Annotated in this window: 15 protein-coding genes and 1 other RNA gene; 6 read left to right on the top strand and 10 right to left on the bottom strand. The window is 62.7% G+C overall.

Features of this window, described 5'->3' with window-relative positions:
• Positions 1-49 precede the first annotated feature (49 nt).
• The 3 genes from FJ978_RS03310 to FJ978_RS03300 all read left to right on the top strand — a co-directional run bounded on the left by FJ978_RS03310 (position 50) and on the right by FJ978_RS03300 (position 2,020).
• Positions 50-967, top strand: a complete 918-nt coding sequence (locus tag FJ978_RS03310; RefSeq protein ID WP_140570198.1) for a methyltransferase domain-containing protein — start codon at positions 50-52, stop codon at positions 965-967.
• A 125-nt stretch (positions 968-1,092) separates the two neighbouring features.
• A complete protein-coding gene (locus FJ978_RS03305) occupies positions 1,093-1,452 on the top strand; it encodes a hypothetical protein (RefSeq protein ID WP_013891320.1) in 360 nt (119 codons plus the stop codon).
• A 40-nt stretch (positions 1,453-1,492) separates the two neighbouring features.
• Positions 1,493-2,020: an AAA family ATPase gene (locus FJ978_RS03300; protein ID WP_140570194.1), complete on the top strand. Its 528-nt coding sequence runs from the start codon at positions 1,493-1,495 to the stop codon at positions 2,018-2,020.
• Between the two features lie 13 nt (positions 2,021-2,033).
• Here the strand turns inward: FJ978_RS03300 and FJ978_RS03295 are convergent, their stop codons facing one another.
• From FJ978_RS03295 to FJ978_RS03265, 7 genes are all read right to left on the bottom strand, one after another.
• Positions 2,034-2,975 carry a glyoxylate/hydroxypyruvate reductase A gene (locus FJ978_RS03295; RefSeq protein ID WP_013891318.1) on the bottom strand — a complete coding sequence of 314 codons (942 nt, stop codon included), beginning with the start codon at positions 2,973-2,975 and terminating at the stop codon, positions 2,034-2,036.
• Between the two features lie 28 nt (positions 2,976-3,003).
• Positions 3,004-4,635: an ABC transporter ATP-binding protein gene (locus tag FJ978_RS03290; protein ID WP_140570189.1), complete on the bottom strand. Its 1,632-nt coding sequence runs from the start codon at positions 4,633-4,635 to the stop codon at positions 3,004-3,006.
• On the bottom strand, positions 4,632-5,777 hold the full coding sequence (locus FJ978_RS03285) for an ABC transporter permease (RefSeq protein WP_140570185.1): 1,146 nt from the start codon (positions 5,775-5,777) through the stop codon (positions 4,632-4,634). The genes FJ978_RS03290 and FJ978_RS03285 overlap by 4 nt, the downstream gene beginning before the upstream one ends.
• Positions 5,777-6,871: a microcin C ABC transporter permease YejB gene (locus FJ978_RS03280; protein ID WP_023767018.1), complete on the bottom strand. Its 1,095-nt coding sequence runs from the start codon at positions 6,869-6,871 to the stop codon at positions 5,777-5,779. The genes FJ978_RS03285 and FJ978_RS03280 overlap by 1 nt, the downstream gene beginning before the upstream one ends.
• Before the next feature lie 24 nt (positions 6,872-6,895).
• Positions 6,896-8,764 (bottom strand): extracellular solute-binding protein, encoded by a 1,869-nt coding sequence (locus FJ978_RS03275; RefSeq protein ID WP_140570181.1) that lies wholly within the window; start codon positions 8,762-8,764, stop codon positions 6,896-6,898.
• Positions 8,764-10,641: an extracellular solute-binding protein gene (locus FJ978_RS03270; protein WP_140570177.1), complete on the bottom strand. Its 1,878-nt coding sequence runs from the start codon at positions 10,639-10,641 to the stop codon at positions 8,764-8,766. Before FJ978_RS03270 ends, FJ978_RS03275 begins: the two co-directional genes overlap by 1 nt.
• 233 nt (positions 10,642-10,874) lie before the next feature.
• Positions 10,875-11,555, bottom strand: coding sequence for a cytochrome c family protein (locus FJ978_RS03265; RefSeq protein WP_140570173.1), 681 nt, complete (start codon positions 11,553-11,555; stop codon positions 10,875-10,877).
• A gap of 193 nt (positions 11,556-11,748) precedes the next feature.
• Here FJ978_RS03265 and FJ978_RS03260 point away from each other — a divergent pair, with 193 nt between their 5' ends.
• Both FJ978_RS03260 and FJ978_RS03255 read left to right on the top strand, forming a co-directional pair.
• Positions 11,749-12,477, top strand: coding sequence for a 3-deoxy-manno-octulosonate cytidylyltransferase (locus FJ978_RS03260; RefSeq protein ID WP_140570169.1), 729 nt, complete (start codon positions 11,749-11,751; stop codon positions 12,475-12,477).
• A gap of 63 nt (positions 12,478-12,540) precedes the next feature.
• The gene (locus FJ978_RS03255) at positions 12,541-13,404 is read left to right on the top strand and encodes a prephenate dehydratase (protein WP_140570165.1); all 864 of its coding nucleotides are present in this window, start codon (positions 12,541-12,543) and stop codon (positions 13,402-13,404) included.
• 1 nt (position 13,405) lies between these two features.
• On the opposite strand, the gene FJ978_RS03250 is transcribed toward FJ978_RS03255, so the two are convergent.
• From FJ978_RS03250 to FJ978_RS03240, 3 genes are read right to left on the bottom strand one after another with little or no spacing between them, the layout of a single operon-like run.
• The gene (locus FJ978_RS03250) at positions 13,406-13,705 is read right to left on the bottom strand and encodes a Dabb family protein (RefSeq protein ID WP_013891309.1); all 300 of its coding nucleotides are present in this window, start codon (positions 13,703-13,705) and stop codon (positions 13,406-13,408) included.
• 31 nt (positions 13,706-13,736) lie between these two features.
• Positions 13,737-14,681 (bottom strand): NAD(+) diphosphatase, encoded by a 945-nt coding sequence (nudC, locus tag FJ978_RS03245; RefSeq protein WP_013891308.1) that lies wholly within the window; start codon positions 14,679-14,681, stop codon positions 13,737-13,739.
• A gap of 53 nt (positions 14,682-14,734) precedes the next feature.
• The gene (locus tag FJ978_RS03240; protein ID WP_013891307.1) at positions 14,735-15,154 is read right to left on the bottom strand and encodes an HIT family protein; all 420 of its coding nucleotides are present in this window, start codon (positions 15,152-15,154) and stop codon (positions 14,735-14,737) included.
• 148 nt (positions 15,155-15,302) lie between these two features.
• On the opposite strand from FJ978_RS03240, the gene ffs reads away from it, so the two are divergent.
• An RNA gene (ffs, locus tag FJ978_RS03235) (signal recognition particle sRNA small type) lies at positions 15,303-15,399 on the top strand.
• The last annotated feature ends 70 nt before the right edge of the window (positions 15,400-15,469 follow it).

Below are 15,469 nucleotides of genomic sequence, written 5' to 3'. Positions count from 1 at the left end.
TGCTCTACAGAGGCGATGGCTGGCGGTTCTGCCGGCGGAACCCATCATCATGAAGCCGCTTCAGACCTCGTCGGGCGATTTGAACGCTGATCGCCGTGCCGATTATGCCGAAATGCTCTTTGCCTCCGGCGATCACGCCCAGGCGGCCGAACTGCTGCTCGGCGCGCTGGAACTGGCACCGCGATGGGCGATGGGCTGGTTTCGCCTCGGTGAGATGCAGCAGACCTCCGGCCGGGCCGACCTGGCCGCGCAGGCATGGGCGACGTCGCTGAAGCTCGATCCGGCGGACCGGCAGGGCGCATCCCTCAAGCTGCAGCTGATCGGCAAGCGTCCTGCGGCCCCGGCGCCGCCGAGTGCCTTTGTCGAAACGCTGTTCGACCATTATGCCGAAACCTTCGACACGGCACTGGTCGACAAGCTCGGCTACCGGCTGCCCGAGTTTCTTGACCGACAGATTCGCAAGGCAAGGCCGGGTCGCTTCCGCCTGGCGCTCGATCTCGGCTGCGGCACCGGGCTGATGGGCGAGCGGCTGAGGCCGATCGTCGACCGGCTGGAAGGGTTCGACATTTCCGCCGCGATGCTGAGGAAGGCGCGGGCAAAAGGCATCTATGACGCGCTGGTGAAGGCGGATCTGCAGGCATTTTCCTATTCAGGTGACAAGGCCGATCTGGTGACGTCGGCCGATGTGCTCATCTATGTCGGTCGGCTCGAAGCTCTGGTGGAGACGGTCGCGGGCCTGCTTGCCGGCGGCGGCCTGTTTGCCTTCTCCGTCGAAACCATGGCGGAGGCCGGCGACTTCGCGCTGCAGCCGTCGCGGCGCTACGCCCATTCGCAAGCCTATGTCAGGCGCACGCTCGAGGCCAACGGGCTTTCGGTCCTGGCGCTGGAGTCGACGACCATCCGGCTGGACCGCCATGAGCCTGTCAAAGGGCTGGCCGTTGTGGCAGGGAAGGCTTACGCCGCCTGAGCTGCACAATCTTGGTGTGGTGATCCTGCTCTCGTGTGTGCGGCTGCGAAAAAGTCTGATTTGCGTGCGCGACTGATATTTGCGATCTGGTCGCATCAGGCGGGATATCAGGAGGAGCATTTCAGATGCGCTGGAACATGATGATCTTGGCGTCTTGCCTGGCAACGGCCGGCTGCGTGGGCAATTCGATGTCCGAGCGGCAGGACGCCAACATAGAGTCCTCCCTGCAGTATGACAGCGTGCCGTGCGATCAATTGCTGGCGCGGCGCAATGGCTTGGCGCAGCAATACAACCTTCCCACGACGGCAAAACCGACCTTTTACAACCCCGCAATGGGCTTCGGCCCGTTCACGCCCGACATGCGTTCCAAAGCCAAGCGCGACAGCGACAAGGCATCCGGCGAGATCGATGCCATGAACCGGTCGATCGAGCGCCGCGACTGCGGCAAGCCGGACAAGCAGAAGAAGTTCGCCCTGCCCAGCTAATCGCAAGCAGTAGGCCGCGGCTTCGCAAGGGTGTCATCGGATGAAACTCTCGGACCTTGGAGACCGCATATGCGTCCTGGGACCGTCCAACAGCGGCAAGTCGACCCTGGCCGACGCGATTGCCCGCAAGCGTGGCCTGGAGCCCGTTCATCTTGACCTGCTTCATCATCTGCCCGACACCGACTGGGAACCGCGTCCAAAGGCCGAATTCATCGCCTTGCATGACGCCGCGATTGCCGGCGAACGCTGGGTGATGGACGGAAATTACTCGATCTGCATGCCGCAACGCTTTCAGCGGGCGACGGGACTGATCCTGCTGGATATCTCCACGCCGGCAAGCCTGCTGCGTTATTTCAGGCGAACACTGTTCGAGAAGGAGAGGCGCGGTGCCCTGCAGGGCGGGCGCGACAGCGTCAAATGGGACATGATCCGCCATATCGCCGTGACCACGCCGAAAAACCGCGAACGCTACCAGGCGTTGTTCGAACAGACAGACCTGCCAAAGTTGCAGTTGTCTTCCATCAAGGCGATCAAGCAATGCTTCCGCAAGTGGGATCTGGCCAGATGAGGACGGTCCCCGCCTAATACCCCGCCTTGCGGTCCACCAGGTTATCGAGCTTTTCGCCGCGCTCGAAGGCGTCCATCTGGCGCAGCATGATCGGCGCCAGGTGGACCGGGTCCGAGGTTGCCGCGGCGTGCGGTGTCACGAACACCTTTGGGTGTTTCCACAGCGGACTGGTTTTCGGCAGCGGTTCGACCTCGAACACGTCGAGGCTCGCTTCCTTCAGCGTGCCGTCGTCCAGCGCCCGCGCGATGTCGGCGTCCTTCTGCAGGCGGCCGCGTCCGGCATTGATCAGCACCGAGCCGCCGAGACCGTTGCGTTTCCGCAGTTCCTTCAGCACGCCGTAGTTGATGATGCCTTGCGTGTCCGGCGTCAGCGGCAACAGCACCACCAGTATATCGGTCGCCTTGAGGAAGGGGATCAATCCGGCCTCGCCGCAATAGGTCGCCACGCCCGCCATCGGCCGGTCGGTGCGCGACCAGCCATTGACCGCGAAACCGAGCGACAAGAGCACCGAGGCCGCGGCGCGGCCGAGATTGCCGAGCCCCATGATGCCGACGGAAATGTCGCTAGCCGCCCTCTGCTGCGGCTCGTGCCAGATCTTCTTCTGCTGCTGCGAACGGTAGAGCATGCCCTGGCGATGATGATCGAGCACCCGCCAGACGACATATTCGGTCATGTGCTGGGTAAGGTTGTCGGCGACGACCCTGACGACAGGCACGTCGGGCAGGCCGGGGTCGGCGAAGACATGGTCGACGCCGGCGCCGATCGAGAAGATGGCGCGCAGATTGGGCAGCGACGACAACAGGTTGGGCCTCTGCTTCCACACCACCGCATAGGTGATCGATGGATCCTTGGCGCCGTCCGGCTCCAGCACCACCTCGCGCTCGGCCGACAACAGGTCGCGCCAGCGCTGTGGATGAAAGCCGGTAACGGCAAGCAGGATGCGGCCTTTTTCCATCGCGGTCTTTCAGTCTCTCTCTATGCAGTCACTGGCTGACAATCCCGACCGGAGCGGTCTCTATCTTGAAGGCCGCCGCGATCAGCGCCCGAGTATAGTCGGTTTGCGGATTTCCAAAAATCTGTTCGGAAGGGCCGGCTTCGACGATCTGGCCGTTGCGCATGACGATGACGTCGTTGGCCAGCGCCCGGATGACCTTGAGGTCGTGGCTGATGAAGAGATAGGCGAGGTCGTGCTTGGCCTGCAGGCTGCGCAGCAGGTCGACGACCTGCGCCTGCACGCTCATGTCGAGCGCCGATGTCGGCTCGTCCAGCATGACGAAGCGCGGGTTGAGCACCATGGCGCGCGCGATGGCGACGCGCTGGCGCTGGCCGCCGGAGAATTCGTGCGGATAGCGGTTGCGGGTCGCCGGATCGAGCCCGACCTCCTTCAGCACGGCGGCCACCTTGTCGTCACGCTCGTCGGGCGACAGCTTCGGCTCGTGGATCTTCAGGCCTTCCTCGATGATCTCGGCGATCGACATGCGCGGGCTGAGGGAACCGAACGGATCCTGGAAGACGATCTGCAATTCGCGCCTGAGCGGCCGCATGGCGTTGAAGGTGAGCTGATTGATGTCGCGCCCGTTGAACTGGATGGTTCCCGTCGACGAGATCATGCGCGCCAGCGCCAGGCCGAGCGTCGTCTTGCCGGAGCCGGATTCACCGACCACGCCCAACGTCTGGCCGGCGCGCACGGTGACATCGATGCCGTCGACCGCCTTCACATGGTCGACGGTGCGCCGGAAGAAGCCTTGCTTGATCGGGAACCAGACCTTGATGTCCTTGCCGGTCATGACCGGCTTGGCGTCGGCATTGGCGGCCGGCGGCTTGCCCTTCGGCTCGGCGGCCAGAAGGTGACGCGTATAGGGGTGCTGCGGGTTGGCGAAGATGTCCTTGGTCGGTCCGGTCTCGACGATCTTGCCCTTGGTCATCACGCAGACCCGGTCGGCGATCTTGCGCACGATGCCGAGATCATGGGTGATGAACAGCATCGACATGCCCTTGCGGCTCTTCAGGCCGGCGAGCAGTTCGAGGATCTGCGCCTGCACGGTGACGTCGAGCGCCGTCGTCGGCTCGTCGGCGATCAGCAGTTCCGGCTCGTTGGCCAGCGCCATGGCGATCATGACGCGCTGGCGCTGGCCGCCCGACAGCTGGTGCGGGTAGGCGTCGAGCCGCTTCTGCGGATCGCGGATGCCGACCTCGTTGAGCAGGGCCAGCGTGCGCGCCTTGGCCGGACGGTCGGCCATGCCCTGGTGCAGCTTCAGGATCTCGACGATCTGCTGCTCGATCGTGTGCAGCGGATTGAGCGAGGTCATCGGCTCCTGGAAGATCATGGTGATCTTGTTGCCGCGCACCTGGCGCAACTGTTTCTCGTTCATGGCCAGGAGGTCGGTGCCCTGGAACAGGATCTTTCCCGAGGGATGGCTGGCGCTGGGATAGGGCAGCAGCTTCAGCACCGACAGCGCCGACACCGACTTGCCGGAGCCGGATTCGCCTACCAGCGCCACCGTCTCGCCCTTGGCGATGTCGAACGAGATGTGGTCGACCGCCATCGACTGGCCGCCGCCCTGGCCGAAGGCGACGCTGAGGTCCTGGACGCGGAGCAAGGGGGCTTCGCTCATCTGAACGTCTTGCGCGGATCGAAGGCGTCGCGCGTCGCCTCGCCGACGAAGACCAGCAGCGACAGCATCAGCGAGATGACGACGAAGCCGGAAATGCCGAGCCACGGCGCATTGAGGTTGCGCTGCGCCTGCTTGAGCAGTTCGCCCAGCGACGCCGAGCCCGGCGGCAGGCCGAAGCCGAGGTAGTCGAGCGAGGTCAGCGTCGAGATCGAGCCTGAGAGCAGGAACGGCAGGAAGGTCAGTGTCGCCACCATGGCGTTGGGCAGCAAATGCCGGAACATGATGGTGCGGTTGGGCACGCCGAGCGCGCGAGCCGCGTTGACATATTCGAAGTTGCGGGCGCGGAGGAATTCGGCCCGCACCACGCCGACCAGCGCCACCCAGGAAAACAGCAGCATCAGCCCGAGCAGGATGAAGAAGCCCGGCGGCAGGATGGCGGCGACGATGAGCAGGAGATAGAGCACCGGGATAGCCGACCAGATTTCGATGAAGCGCTGGAACAGGAGATCCGTCCAGCCGCCGAAATAGCCCTGCAAGGCGCCGGCGCCGACACCGATCAGAGCCGAGCCGGCGGTCAGGATCAGGCCGAACAGCACCGAGATGCGAAAGCCGTAGATAACCCGTGCCAGCACGTCGCGCGCCTGGTCGTCGGTGCCCAGCCAGTTCCAGTTGCCGACGATGCAGGCCGGATCGGCAGCGCCCTGCGGATACTGGTTGCAGCGCGTCTTGGCGTCATATTCCCATGACGGCTTGGCGGGTGCCGCTTCGGGAATGGCGTTGTTGACGGTCTGGTAGGAGTAGCGCACCGGCGGCCAGATCATCCAGCCATGGGCGTTGATCTCGTCCTGGATGACCGGGTCGCGGTAGTCGGTGACGGCATAGAAGCCGCCGAACTTTTCCTCGGGATAGGCGACCAGCACCGGAAACAGGATCTCGCCCTTGTAGGAGGCGACGATCGGCTTGTCGTTGGCGATGAATTCGGAAAACAGCGACAGCACGAACAGGACGAGGAATATCCACAGCGACCAGTAGCCGCGCTTGTTGGCCTTGAAATTCTGCAGGCGGCGCTTGTTGAGCGGCGACAGAAAAGGCCGTGGCATCCGCTCCGGCACCACGCCGGCGGTAACGCTTGCCTCCGACATCAGACGTCTCTCCGCTCGAAATCGATGCGCGGATCGACCCAGGTGTAGATGAGGTCGGACAGCAATCCGATGAACAGCCCCAGCAGCGAGAAGATGTAGAGGTTGGCGAACACCACCGGATAGTCGCGCTCGACCACCGACCGGAAGCCGAGCAGGCCGAGGCCGTCGAGCGAGAAGATGTTCTCGATCAGGAGCGAGCCGGTGAAGAAGGCCGAGATGAAGGCGCCGGGGAAGCCGGCAATGACGATCAGCATGGCGTTGCGGAAGACGTGGCCGTAGAGCACCTGCCGTTCCGAAAGGCCCTTGGCGCGTGCGGTCACCACATACTGCTTGCGGATTTCTTCCAGGAACGAGTTCTTGGTCAGCAGCGTCGTCGTGGCGAAAGCCGACAGCACCAGCGCCGTCAGCGGCAGGGTCATGTGCCAGAAATAGTCGACGATCTTGCCCCACCAGGACAACTGGTCCCAATTGTCCGAGGTCAGGCCGCGCAACGGGAACCAATCCCAGAACGAGCCGCCCGCAAACAGCACCATCAGCATGATGCCGAACAGGAAGCCTGGAATGGCATAGCCGACGATGACGACACCGCTGGTCCAGATGTCGAAAGGTGTGCCGTCCTTCACCGCCTTGCGGATGCCGAGCGGGATCGAGATCATGTAGGACAGGAGCGTGATCCAGAGCCCGATCGAGATCGACACTGGCATTTTTTCCAGGATCAGGTCGAGCACCGAGATGTCGCGGAAGTAGCTGTTGCCGAAATCGAAGCGGGCATAATTCCACAGCATCATGCCGAAGCGCTCGAGCGGCGGCTTGTCGAAGCCGAACTGCTTCTCCAGCTTCTTGATGAATTCCGGATCGAGCCCCTGCGCGCCGCGATATTTCGAGCTGACGTCGCCGGCGACGTCGAGGTTGGAGCCGCCCGCATCGCCGCCACCGCCGCCGAGGCGGTCGCTGCCGCCCTGGTTGGTCAGCTTGGCGATGACCTGCTCGACCGGGCCGCCAGGTGCGAACTGGATGACGGCGAAGGAGATTGCCATGATGCCGAACAGCGTCGGGATCATCAAAAGGATGCGGCGCAGGATATAGGCGCCCATCAGGCTTCCTGCCCTCGTTGGATCTCAGCCTTTGCCAATTTTCGTCGCCTTGCCCTTATCGACCCACCACAGCGCCTCGACCGGAAAGCCGAAATCGGGCTTCTGCTCGGGAAAGCCGAACATATCCCAATAGGCGCTTCGGTGATTCGCCAGAAACCAACTTGGAATCCAATCGCACCGCGCGCGCAAGACCCGGTCGAGCGCGCGCATCGCCACGTTCAGGTCTTCGCGGTTCTTCGCAGCCCCTACCATGTCGATCAATGCGTCGATCGCCGGGTTCGAAATGCCCGGCAGGTTACGAGATCCTGGGAGGTTGGCGGTGCGGGAATGGAAGAAGGCTTCGATGTCGTCTCGGGTCGGCGTTGCGCTGAACGAGAAGGCGGCCGACAGCAGATCGAAATCGAACGTTGCCTGTCTGGACTGGTATTGCGCCGAATCCACCAGCCGGATCGTGGCGTCGATGCCCACCGCCTTCATGTTGGCGACCCAGGGCGAATAGACCTGAACGAAGGTGTCGTCATCGACCATGAACTCGGCCGAAAGCCTGCCGCCCTTGTCGTTGACGACGAAATCGCCCGATCGTTTCCAGCCCGCCGCGTTGAGCAGCTTCACGGCCTGGCCAAGCAGCTTGCGGTCGCGGCCGGAACCGTCGGATGCAGGCTGGACTACGGCCTCGCCGAAGACCTCGGCTGGAAGCTGGCCACGCAGCGGCTCCAGCAGGGCCAGTTCTTGCGGCGATGGCGGTCCTTCGGCGCGAAAGTCCGATTTCTCGAAGCAGGATTGCGAACGCTCGTAGGAACCGTAGAAGAAGTTACGCCGCGTCCACTCGAAGTCGAAGCAGAGCGCGATCGCCTGGCGCACGCGCGCGTCGCGAAACTGGGCGCGTCGCTGGTTGACCGCGGTTCCCTGCATCGTCGGTCGCTTCTCGGCCGGGAATTCGTGTTTGACCACCTTGCCGGCGGTCAGTGCTGGAAAATCGTAGGCGGTCGCCCAGACGCGTGAGGTGAACTCCTCGCGATAGGTGATTTCGCCCTTCTTGAAAGCTTCGAAGCCGGCCGTGCGGTTCTGGTAGAACTCGATGCGGATGCGGTCGAAATTGTTCTGGCCGCGATTGACGGGCAGGTCGCGGCCCCAATAGTCGGGCACGCGGTCATATTCGATCCATGCGCCGGCCGAAAAGCGCCCGACCTTGTAGGCGCCGGAGCCGAGCGGTGGACTCAACTGCGAAGAGTCGAAAGGATTGGCCGTGTAGAAGGCTTTCGACAGGATCGGGAATTCCACGACGTTGAGGACGGTGCGGGCCGATTGCTTGCCGGAAAAGGTAAGTCGCAAGGCGTGGTCGTCGACGGCGGTGGCTTCGACCATGTGCGTCAGCGACAACGACAGGTCGGGGTGCCCTTTTTCCTTGTAGAGCTTGAAGGTGAAGGCCGCGTCCTGCGCAGTCAACGGCGATCCGTCATGGAAACGCGCTTCGGGGCGAAGCGAGAAGGTGAAACTGTTGCGGTCATCCGACAGCGTTACGCCGTCGGCGACCTGGCCATAGACCGCGTCGGGCTCGTCGAGGGCGCGCACCATCAGCCCGTCGAAACACATCTCCATGCGTGGTGGCGCATCGCCCTTGTCGGCGAACGAGTTCAATGTGTTGAAAGTCTGCGTATCCTGGTTATAGCCCCAGTTGGGTGGCGAGAAATTGAAAATCCCGCCGGCCGGCGCATCGACATTGACATAGTCGAAACGGGTGAAATCCGCTTTATATTTGAGGTCGCCGAAGGCGGAGAGCCCATGCAGCTTCACGCCGGTCGCAATATCGGCGAAAGCCTTGCCGGGCAACAGGGCGGCGGCAGCGGCGGCGGTGCCCAGGGCGAGAAAATCACGGCGGGGCAGCACCGCCATCAATTGCTGCTCCTGTATTTGGCGGCCAAGGCCTTTTCCTTGTCGAGGTCGATCCACCAGGAATTCTGGTCGGCGCCGATATAGGACGGCTGCTTGGCCGGAATGCCGAATTTGTTCCAGTAAGCCAGCCAGACCACGGCTCGATAGTATTGCGGCACCACGTAGTAGTTCCACAACAGTACCCGGTCGAGTGCATGGGTGGCCGCAACCAGATCGTCGCGGTCGGTGGCGAAGATGATGCCGTCGACCAGGGCATCGACGACCGGGTTCTTGATGCCGGCGTAGTTGCGCGAACCAGGTCTGTCGGCAGCCATGGAACTCCAGAAGTCACGCTGCTCGTTGCCGGGCGATTCGGACTGGCCGAGCTGCCCGATAATGACGTCATAGTCGAAATTGTTGACGCGGTTGATGTACTGCGTCTGATCGATCAGACGCAGCGTGGCGTCGACCCCGATTTTGCGCAGATTCGCGATATAGGGGCTGGCGATGACCTGATCGGTGTCGTTCCAGCCGAGGATTTCAAACTTGAACGGTTCGCCGGTCTTGGCGTTGACCATCTTGCCGCCCTTGATGACCCAGCCCGCCTTGGCGAAGAGATCGACAGCCTGTTTGAGATATTTTCGCTCCGCCTGAGGTGAATCGTAGACCGGCAGCTTGAATTCCTGGGTGAACAGTTCAGGCGGCAGCTTGTCACGATACTTTTCCAGAATCTCCAATTCCTTGCCTTGCGGCAAGCCGCTTGAGGCCAGTTCCGTGCCTTGGAAATAGCTGCTGGTGCGAGTGTTGAAACCGTAGAACAGCGTGCGGTTCATCGTCTCGAAGTCGAACGGGTAGGTCAGAGCTGCGCGCACCAGACGGTCCGCGAACAGCGGTCGCCTCTGGTTCAGCATGAAGGCCTGCATCGGCTCGGGCGAGGTGGTCTTGAATTCCTTTTTGATGACGTCGCCAGCCTTGATGGCTGGGAAATCATAGAATGTCTTCCAGCGCTTCGAACTGTTTTCCGGCTTGATGTCATCAAGTCCGCCCTTGGTGAAGGCTTGCCATGCCGCATTGTCGTCGAGAATGTAGGTGAAGCGCTGTGTGTCGAAGTTCTCGCGGCCGATCTTCACCGGCAGCTTGGCCGCCCAATAGTCCGGCACGCGCTGCCAGACGATTTCCGACCCAGGCTTGAAGCTGACGATCTTGTAGGCGGCCGAGCCGAGCGGGATTTCCAGTGTCGGCTTGGTGACGTCGCGCTTCTTGCCATTGGCATCCGTACCTTCCCACCAGTGCTTCGGCAGCACGGCGAGATCGCCGAGGATCTTCGGCAGTTCCCGGTTGCCCTTCTGACTGAAGTGGAACTCGACCTCGCGGTCGGAGATCGCCACCGCATCGGTGACGTTCTCGAAATAGCGGCTGTATTGCGGGCTGTTCGCCTTCAGCACCTGGAACGACCAGATCACGTCGTCGACCGTGATCGGCTGGCCGTCATGCCATTTTGCGCGCGGGTCGAGCCGGTATGTCGCCGAGGAATAGTCATCGGGATATTTGTAGGCATCGGCGATCAGCGGGTGGCTGACGCTGCCTTCGTCGGTCGCCTGCTCCATCAGCGTGTCGTAGAGCAGGCCGCCGCCGAAGCCGACGAGGCCCGCCGCTGGCGATCCCTGCACGATGTAGGGGTTGAAGCTGTCGAACGTGCCGAGCACCACCGAGTTCAGCGTGCCGCCCTTGGGCGCGTTCGGGTTGACGTAGTCGTAGTGCTGGAAATTGTCGCCGTATTTGGATTGGCCGATCAGCGATGAGGTGGTGCGCCATTCGTCGGCACGCGTCGTCTGCAATCCCGCCGTCAGCAGGGCAGCCGCCAGCAACGATTTGAGAAGCGTTCGGCCAACCGTCATGCACTGTCCTCTTCGCACTGCCTGCATCATCGCGCTGCCCGTCTTCGCACTGCCCGTCTTCGCACTGCCCGTCTTCGCACTGCTCGTCTTCGTACGGCTTGTCCCAGACCAATCTAGATGATTTGGCGCTGGTGAAAACCGCCATGCGCGGCTTTGTCGCCGCACATGCCGTTTTCCTAACGAAAAAGCCGGGCTGAACCCGGCTTTTTCAAGATCGTCGCGATGATATCTGGTTATTTGGCGGGTGCAGCCGGGGCAGGCGCCGCGGGCGCCGCCGGCTTGGCCGGTGCGGCGCCGTCAGCGGGCTTTGCCGGAGCGGCTCCATCGGCGGGCTTGGCCGGTGCGCCGGCATCGGCGGCGGCACCGGGTGCCGGCAGCGGCTTGGGATTGTCCGACAGCGTGCGCAGATAGGCGATGACATTGGCGCGGTCCTCGTCCTTGGGCAGGCCGGCGAAGCCCATGGCCGTGCCCTTCACGAATTTCTTCGGCGAGGTGATGAAGTGGTTGATGTTGTCGTAGGTCCACTTCTCGGTGCCGCCCTTGGAAAATTCCTTCATGCCGGCCGAATAGGCAAAGCCTTCATGTTCGGCAACCGGACGGTCGACGAGGTCCCACAGATCGGGGCCGACCTTGTTGGGGCCGCCCTTTTCACCGGAATGGCAAGCCTGGCATTTCTTGAATACGGCGGCACCTTGCTCGACATTGGCGGTCGCCAACAGGTCGGCGATCGGCTTGGCCGCGGCGGCCGGCGCGGCCGGGCCGCCTTCGGCTGGCTCGGCGGCCTCGATGGCGAAGCCGGGCTTTTCCGGCGCCGGCGAGGCAAACAGCGCATCGGACACAATGCCGACCGAGAAAACGACGAAAACGGTTCCGAGCAATCCGGCGAGCAGCTTGTTGACTTCTTTGGAATCCATACGCCCCTTGCTCCCTTTTCCGGCGGACTGATCCGTCCACTCCGTCCGTCGGTATCGAGACCCACCCTCCAGGGCCGGTCAAATCGGGCGGAAACTAGGTCTTTTGCTCGGGCGTTGCAACACCTATAAGGGCGCTTCCAGTGAGACCTTTTGCCACTTTTCCCCTCCTCTTTCCGAACGCCTTGCCATCGCGATGTCCACCTTGATCCTGATCCCGGCCCGCATGGCCTCGACCCGCCTGCCGGGCAAGCCGCTGGCCGACATCGCCGGCGCTCCGATGATCGTCCATGTCGCCCGCCGCGCCGCCGAAGCCGGCCTGGGCCGGGTGGTGGTGGCGACCGACACGCAAAGCGTGGCCGAGGCCGTGCGCGCGCACGGTTTCGAGGCGGTGATGACACGGATCGATCATGAATCGGGCTCCGATCGCATCCACGAGGCGCTGCTCGCGCTCGATCCCGGGCGCAAGGTCGAAACCATCGTCAATGTCCAGGGCGACCTGCCGACCATCGATCCCGGCATCATTGCGGCTTCGCTCAGACCGTTCGAGGACAGGGCCGTGGATATCGCCACGCTCGGCGTCGAGATCGTTCGCGACGAGGAAAAGACCAATCCGAACGTCGTCAAGATCGTCGGGTCGCCGCTGTCGGCTACCAGGCTCAAGGCACTGTATTTCACCCGCGCCACAGCACCTTGGGGCGAGGGCGCGCTCTATCACCATGTCGGCCTCTACGCCTATCGCCGTGCTGCACTCGAGCGCTTCGTCGCGCTGAAGCCGTCGCCGCTCGAGCGCCGCGAGCGGCTGGAGCAGTTGCGGGCGCTGGAAGCCGGCATGCGCATCGACGCAGAGATCGTCCAGTCGCTGCCGCTCGGCGTCGACACGCTGGAAGACCTCGAACGCGCCAGAACCATCCTTGTAAATTGAACTATCCTCGCAAATTCAACGATCCCCTTCGAACTGAGACATTTTTGAATCGAGACTTGGCCCATGCCTGAAAAGACCAACAGAATATCCTTCCAAGGCGAGCCGGGGGCCAATTCCGACACCGCCTGCCGCAATGTCTTCCCCTCGATGGAGCCGTTGCCGTGTCCGACCTTCGAGGATGCGTTCAACGCGGTCGAGACCGGCAAGGCCGATCTCGCCATGATCCCGATCGAGAACACCATCGCCGGGCGTGTCGCCGACATCCATCATCTGCTGCCGGAATCGAAGCTGCACATTGTCGGCGAATATTTCCTGCCCATCCATTTCCAGCTGATGGTGTTGCCCGGCGTCAAGCGCGACGAGATCAAGACCGTGCACAGCCACATCCATGCGCTTGGCCAGTGCCGCAAATACGTCCGCAAGAACGGCTGGAAGGCGATCGTCGCAGGTGACACGGCGGGTGCGGCCAAGATGGTCTCCGAGGTCAAGGACCGCACCATGGCTGCCTTGTCGCCGGCGCTTGCCGCGACGCTCTACGGGCTCGACATCATCGAGGAGAATGTCGAGGACACCGATTCCAACGTCACCCGTTTCGTCGTCCTGACCAAGAACAAGCAATGGGCCGAGCGCTCGTCACCCGACGTCAAGATGATGACGACCTTCATCTTCCGCGTCCGCAACGTGCCGGCCGCGCTTTACAAGGCGATGGGCGGCTTCGCCACCAACGGCATCAACATGACCAAGCTGGAGAGCTACCAGCTCGGTGCGTTCACGGCGACGCTGTTTTACGCCGACATCGAGGGCCATCCCGACGATCCGCTGGTCAAGCTGGCGCTGGAAGAACTCCGCTTCTTCTCGCGGGAAGTGCGCATCCTGGGCGTCTACCCGGCCAGTGAGTCGCGTGAGCAGTGGAAGGTGGCGGACTGAACTACCAGCCCAGCGGCACGTAATCGATCTCGAGAAATTTCTCGACCTCCGGCACCCAGCGGTCGCGCACGAAGGCGACATGGTCGGGATGGTCGTTGTATCTCGTATAGGCGGCTTGGTCGGCGAACTCCATCGAGAAGCCGAACTGGTAGTCGTTCTTGGGGCTGACCTGCCGCAACTGCTCGAAATGCGTGACGCCCCGGATCGCCGTGAGGATTTTCCTGGCGTCGACGAGGAACCGCTTCTCCTCCAGCGAGTGTGGCTGATGTTTCAGCGTGAAGACCACTGTGTGACGGATCATTTGCCTCTCCTGCAATGACTTTCGGTATTCGTTATTCGCTGTCCACCCAGGCTCGGATCAGGTGATGCGCAATGGCGCCTTTCGGCGGCGTGACCAGATTGCCGGGGTGTTCCCGGGCCAGCATCAGGCGCACCTCGTCGCGGCCGAACCAGCGGCAGTCTTCCAGCTCGTTGAGGTCGGCCTGGATGTCCTCGTTGAGCGGCTCGCCGAAGCAGCCGATCATCAGCGAATAGGGAAACGGCCAGGGCTGGCTGGCATGATAGACGACGCGGCCGAGCCGGATGCCGGCTTCCTCCAAGGTCTCGCGACGCACCGCCGCCTCGATCGTCTCGCCCGGCTCGATGAAGCCGGCCAGTGCGGAATACATGCCCGGCGCGAAATGGGCGCCGCGCCCAAGCAGGCATTTCTCCCGGGTCGCCGTCAGCATGATCGCCACCGGGTCGGTGCGCGGAAAATGCTCGGTGCCGCAATTCGGGCAATGCCGCTTGTAGCCGCCGGCCCGCATTTCCGATTGCGTGCCGCATTTGCTGCAGAAGCGATGGCTGGCATGCCAAGCGAGCAGGGCGGCGCCCTGCGCCATCGCGCCGGCGGCCGCTTCGTCGATCAGCCCTTGCATGTAGACCGAGCGGTAGTCGATCGCCTTGACGGTTTCTGGCAGCTGTTCGGGATCGACGCCGGCCAGCACGGCGACAACCGGCCCCTGTTCGGAGAAGCCGAGCAAAACGCCTCGGTCGAAGGCAGGCTTGAAAGGCTCGCTCTCGGTGAGCCCGAACCAGGGATCGAGGCTGCCGCCTTCCCTGAGCTTCAGATGAAGCCGACCGCCATTCATCAGGAGCAGCCGCGTCGTCGGATCGGCAAGCGCCTTGTCGACCGAATCGTCGGCGCGGTTTTCGGATTGGCGGTCGATCGTGTTGCCGGCGAAGCCGACGAATTGGCTCGGCTCGCGCAAGGGCGCGTCAAACAGGCTGAAGCTCATAGGGACTCTGATGCTTTGGGATGACATGTCTTGGGATGAACACAGGGGAACGCTTATAGCGCCGCCCTTATCGTTTCGGCAAACCGGCGCAGCTCGGAACGCTGGTAGGGCTCGCGCAGGCCGTGCCCCCATACCGGACCTGGCCAGCCGGCATCGCCTTCGGAACGGGCGACAATATGGATATGCAGCTGGCGCACGATGTTGCCGAGCGCGCCGGTGTTGATCTTGGTGCAGCCGGTCACTTTCTTCAGCGCCTGCGCCACCATATTGGTCTCGAAGGTCAGCATTGCCTGGTCGAGCGGGGTCATGTCATGGATTTCCTCCGCGCCAGGCCGCTGCGGCACCAGCAGCAACCATGGCCAGCGGCGATCGTTCATCACCCGCAATTCGCACAGCCCAAGCCACATCAACTGCTCGCTGTCCGCCTCCAGCCGGGCATCCAGCGTGAATCCGGCCTTGAGGCCCGGCAACATCGGCGTTTCCCTTACTTTGCTTTTCTTGGTTTCCTCAAACCATGAACGCTAGAGCGGCTGCATCGGGGCTGCAAGCGAATCTCTTGGGGATGATCTCGATTCGCTTGCGCACTTGCATTTCGTCGCGCAATTGCCGATATGGACAGCGGGAGGTTGGTGGTGGACGATCCACTCGCCAACCGGGTCAGGTCCGGAAGGAAGCAGCCCTAACGAGCCCGGAACGGGTCATTGTTCCAGCCTCCCACCTCATCGGCCCTCCTCGTGACATTGACGACGCATTGCAGCGCGGGCGAGACTATGCGCAGGAATCGGCCG

It is taken from the genome of Mesorhizobium sp. B1-1-7, assembly GCF_006442705.1.
Taxonomy (GTDB): domain Bacteria; phylum Pseudomonadota; class Alphaproteobacteria; order Rhizobiales; family Rhizobiaceae; genus Mesorhizobium; species Mesorhizobium opportunistum.
This window is presented reverse-complemented; position numbering and strand designations above follow the sequence as displayed.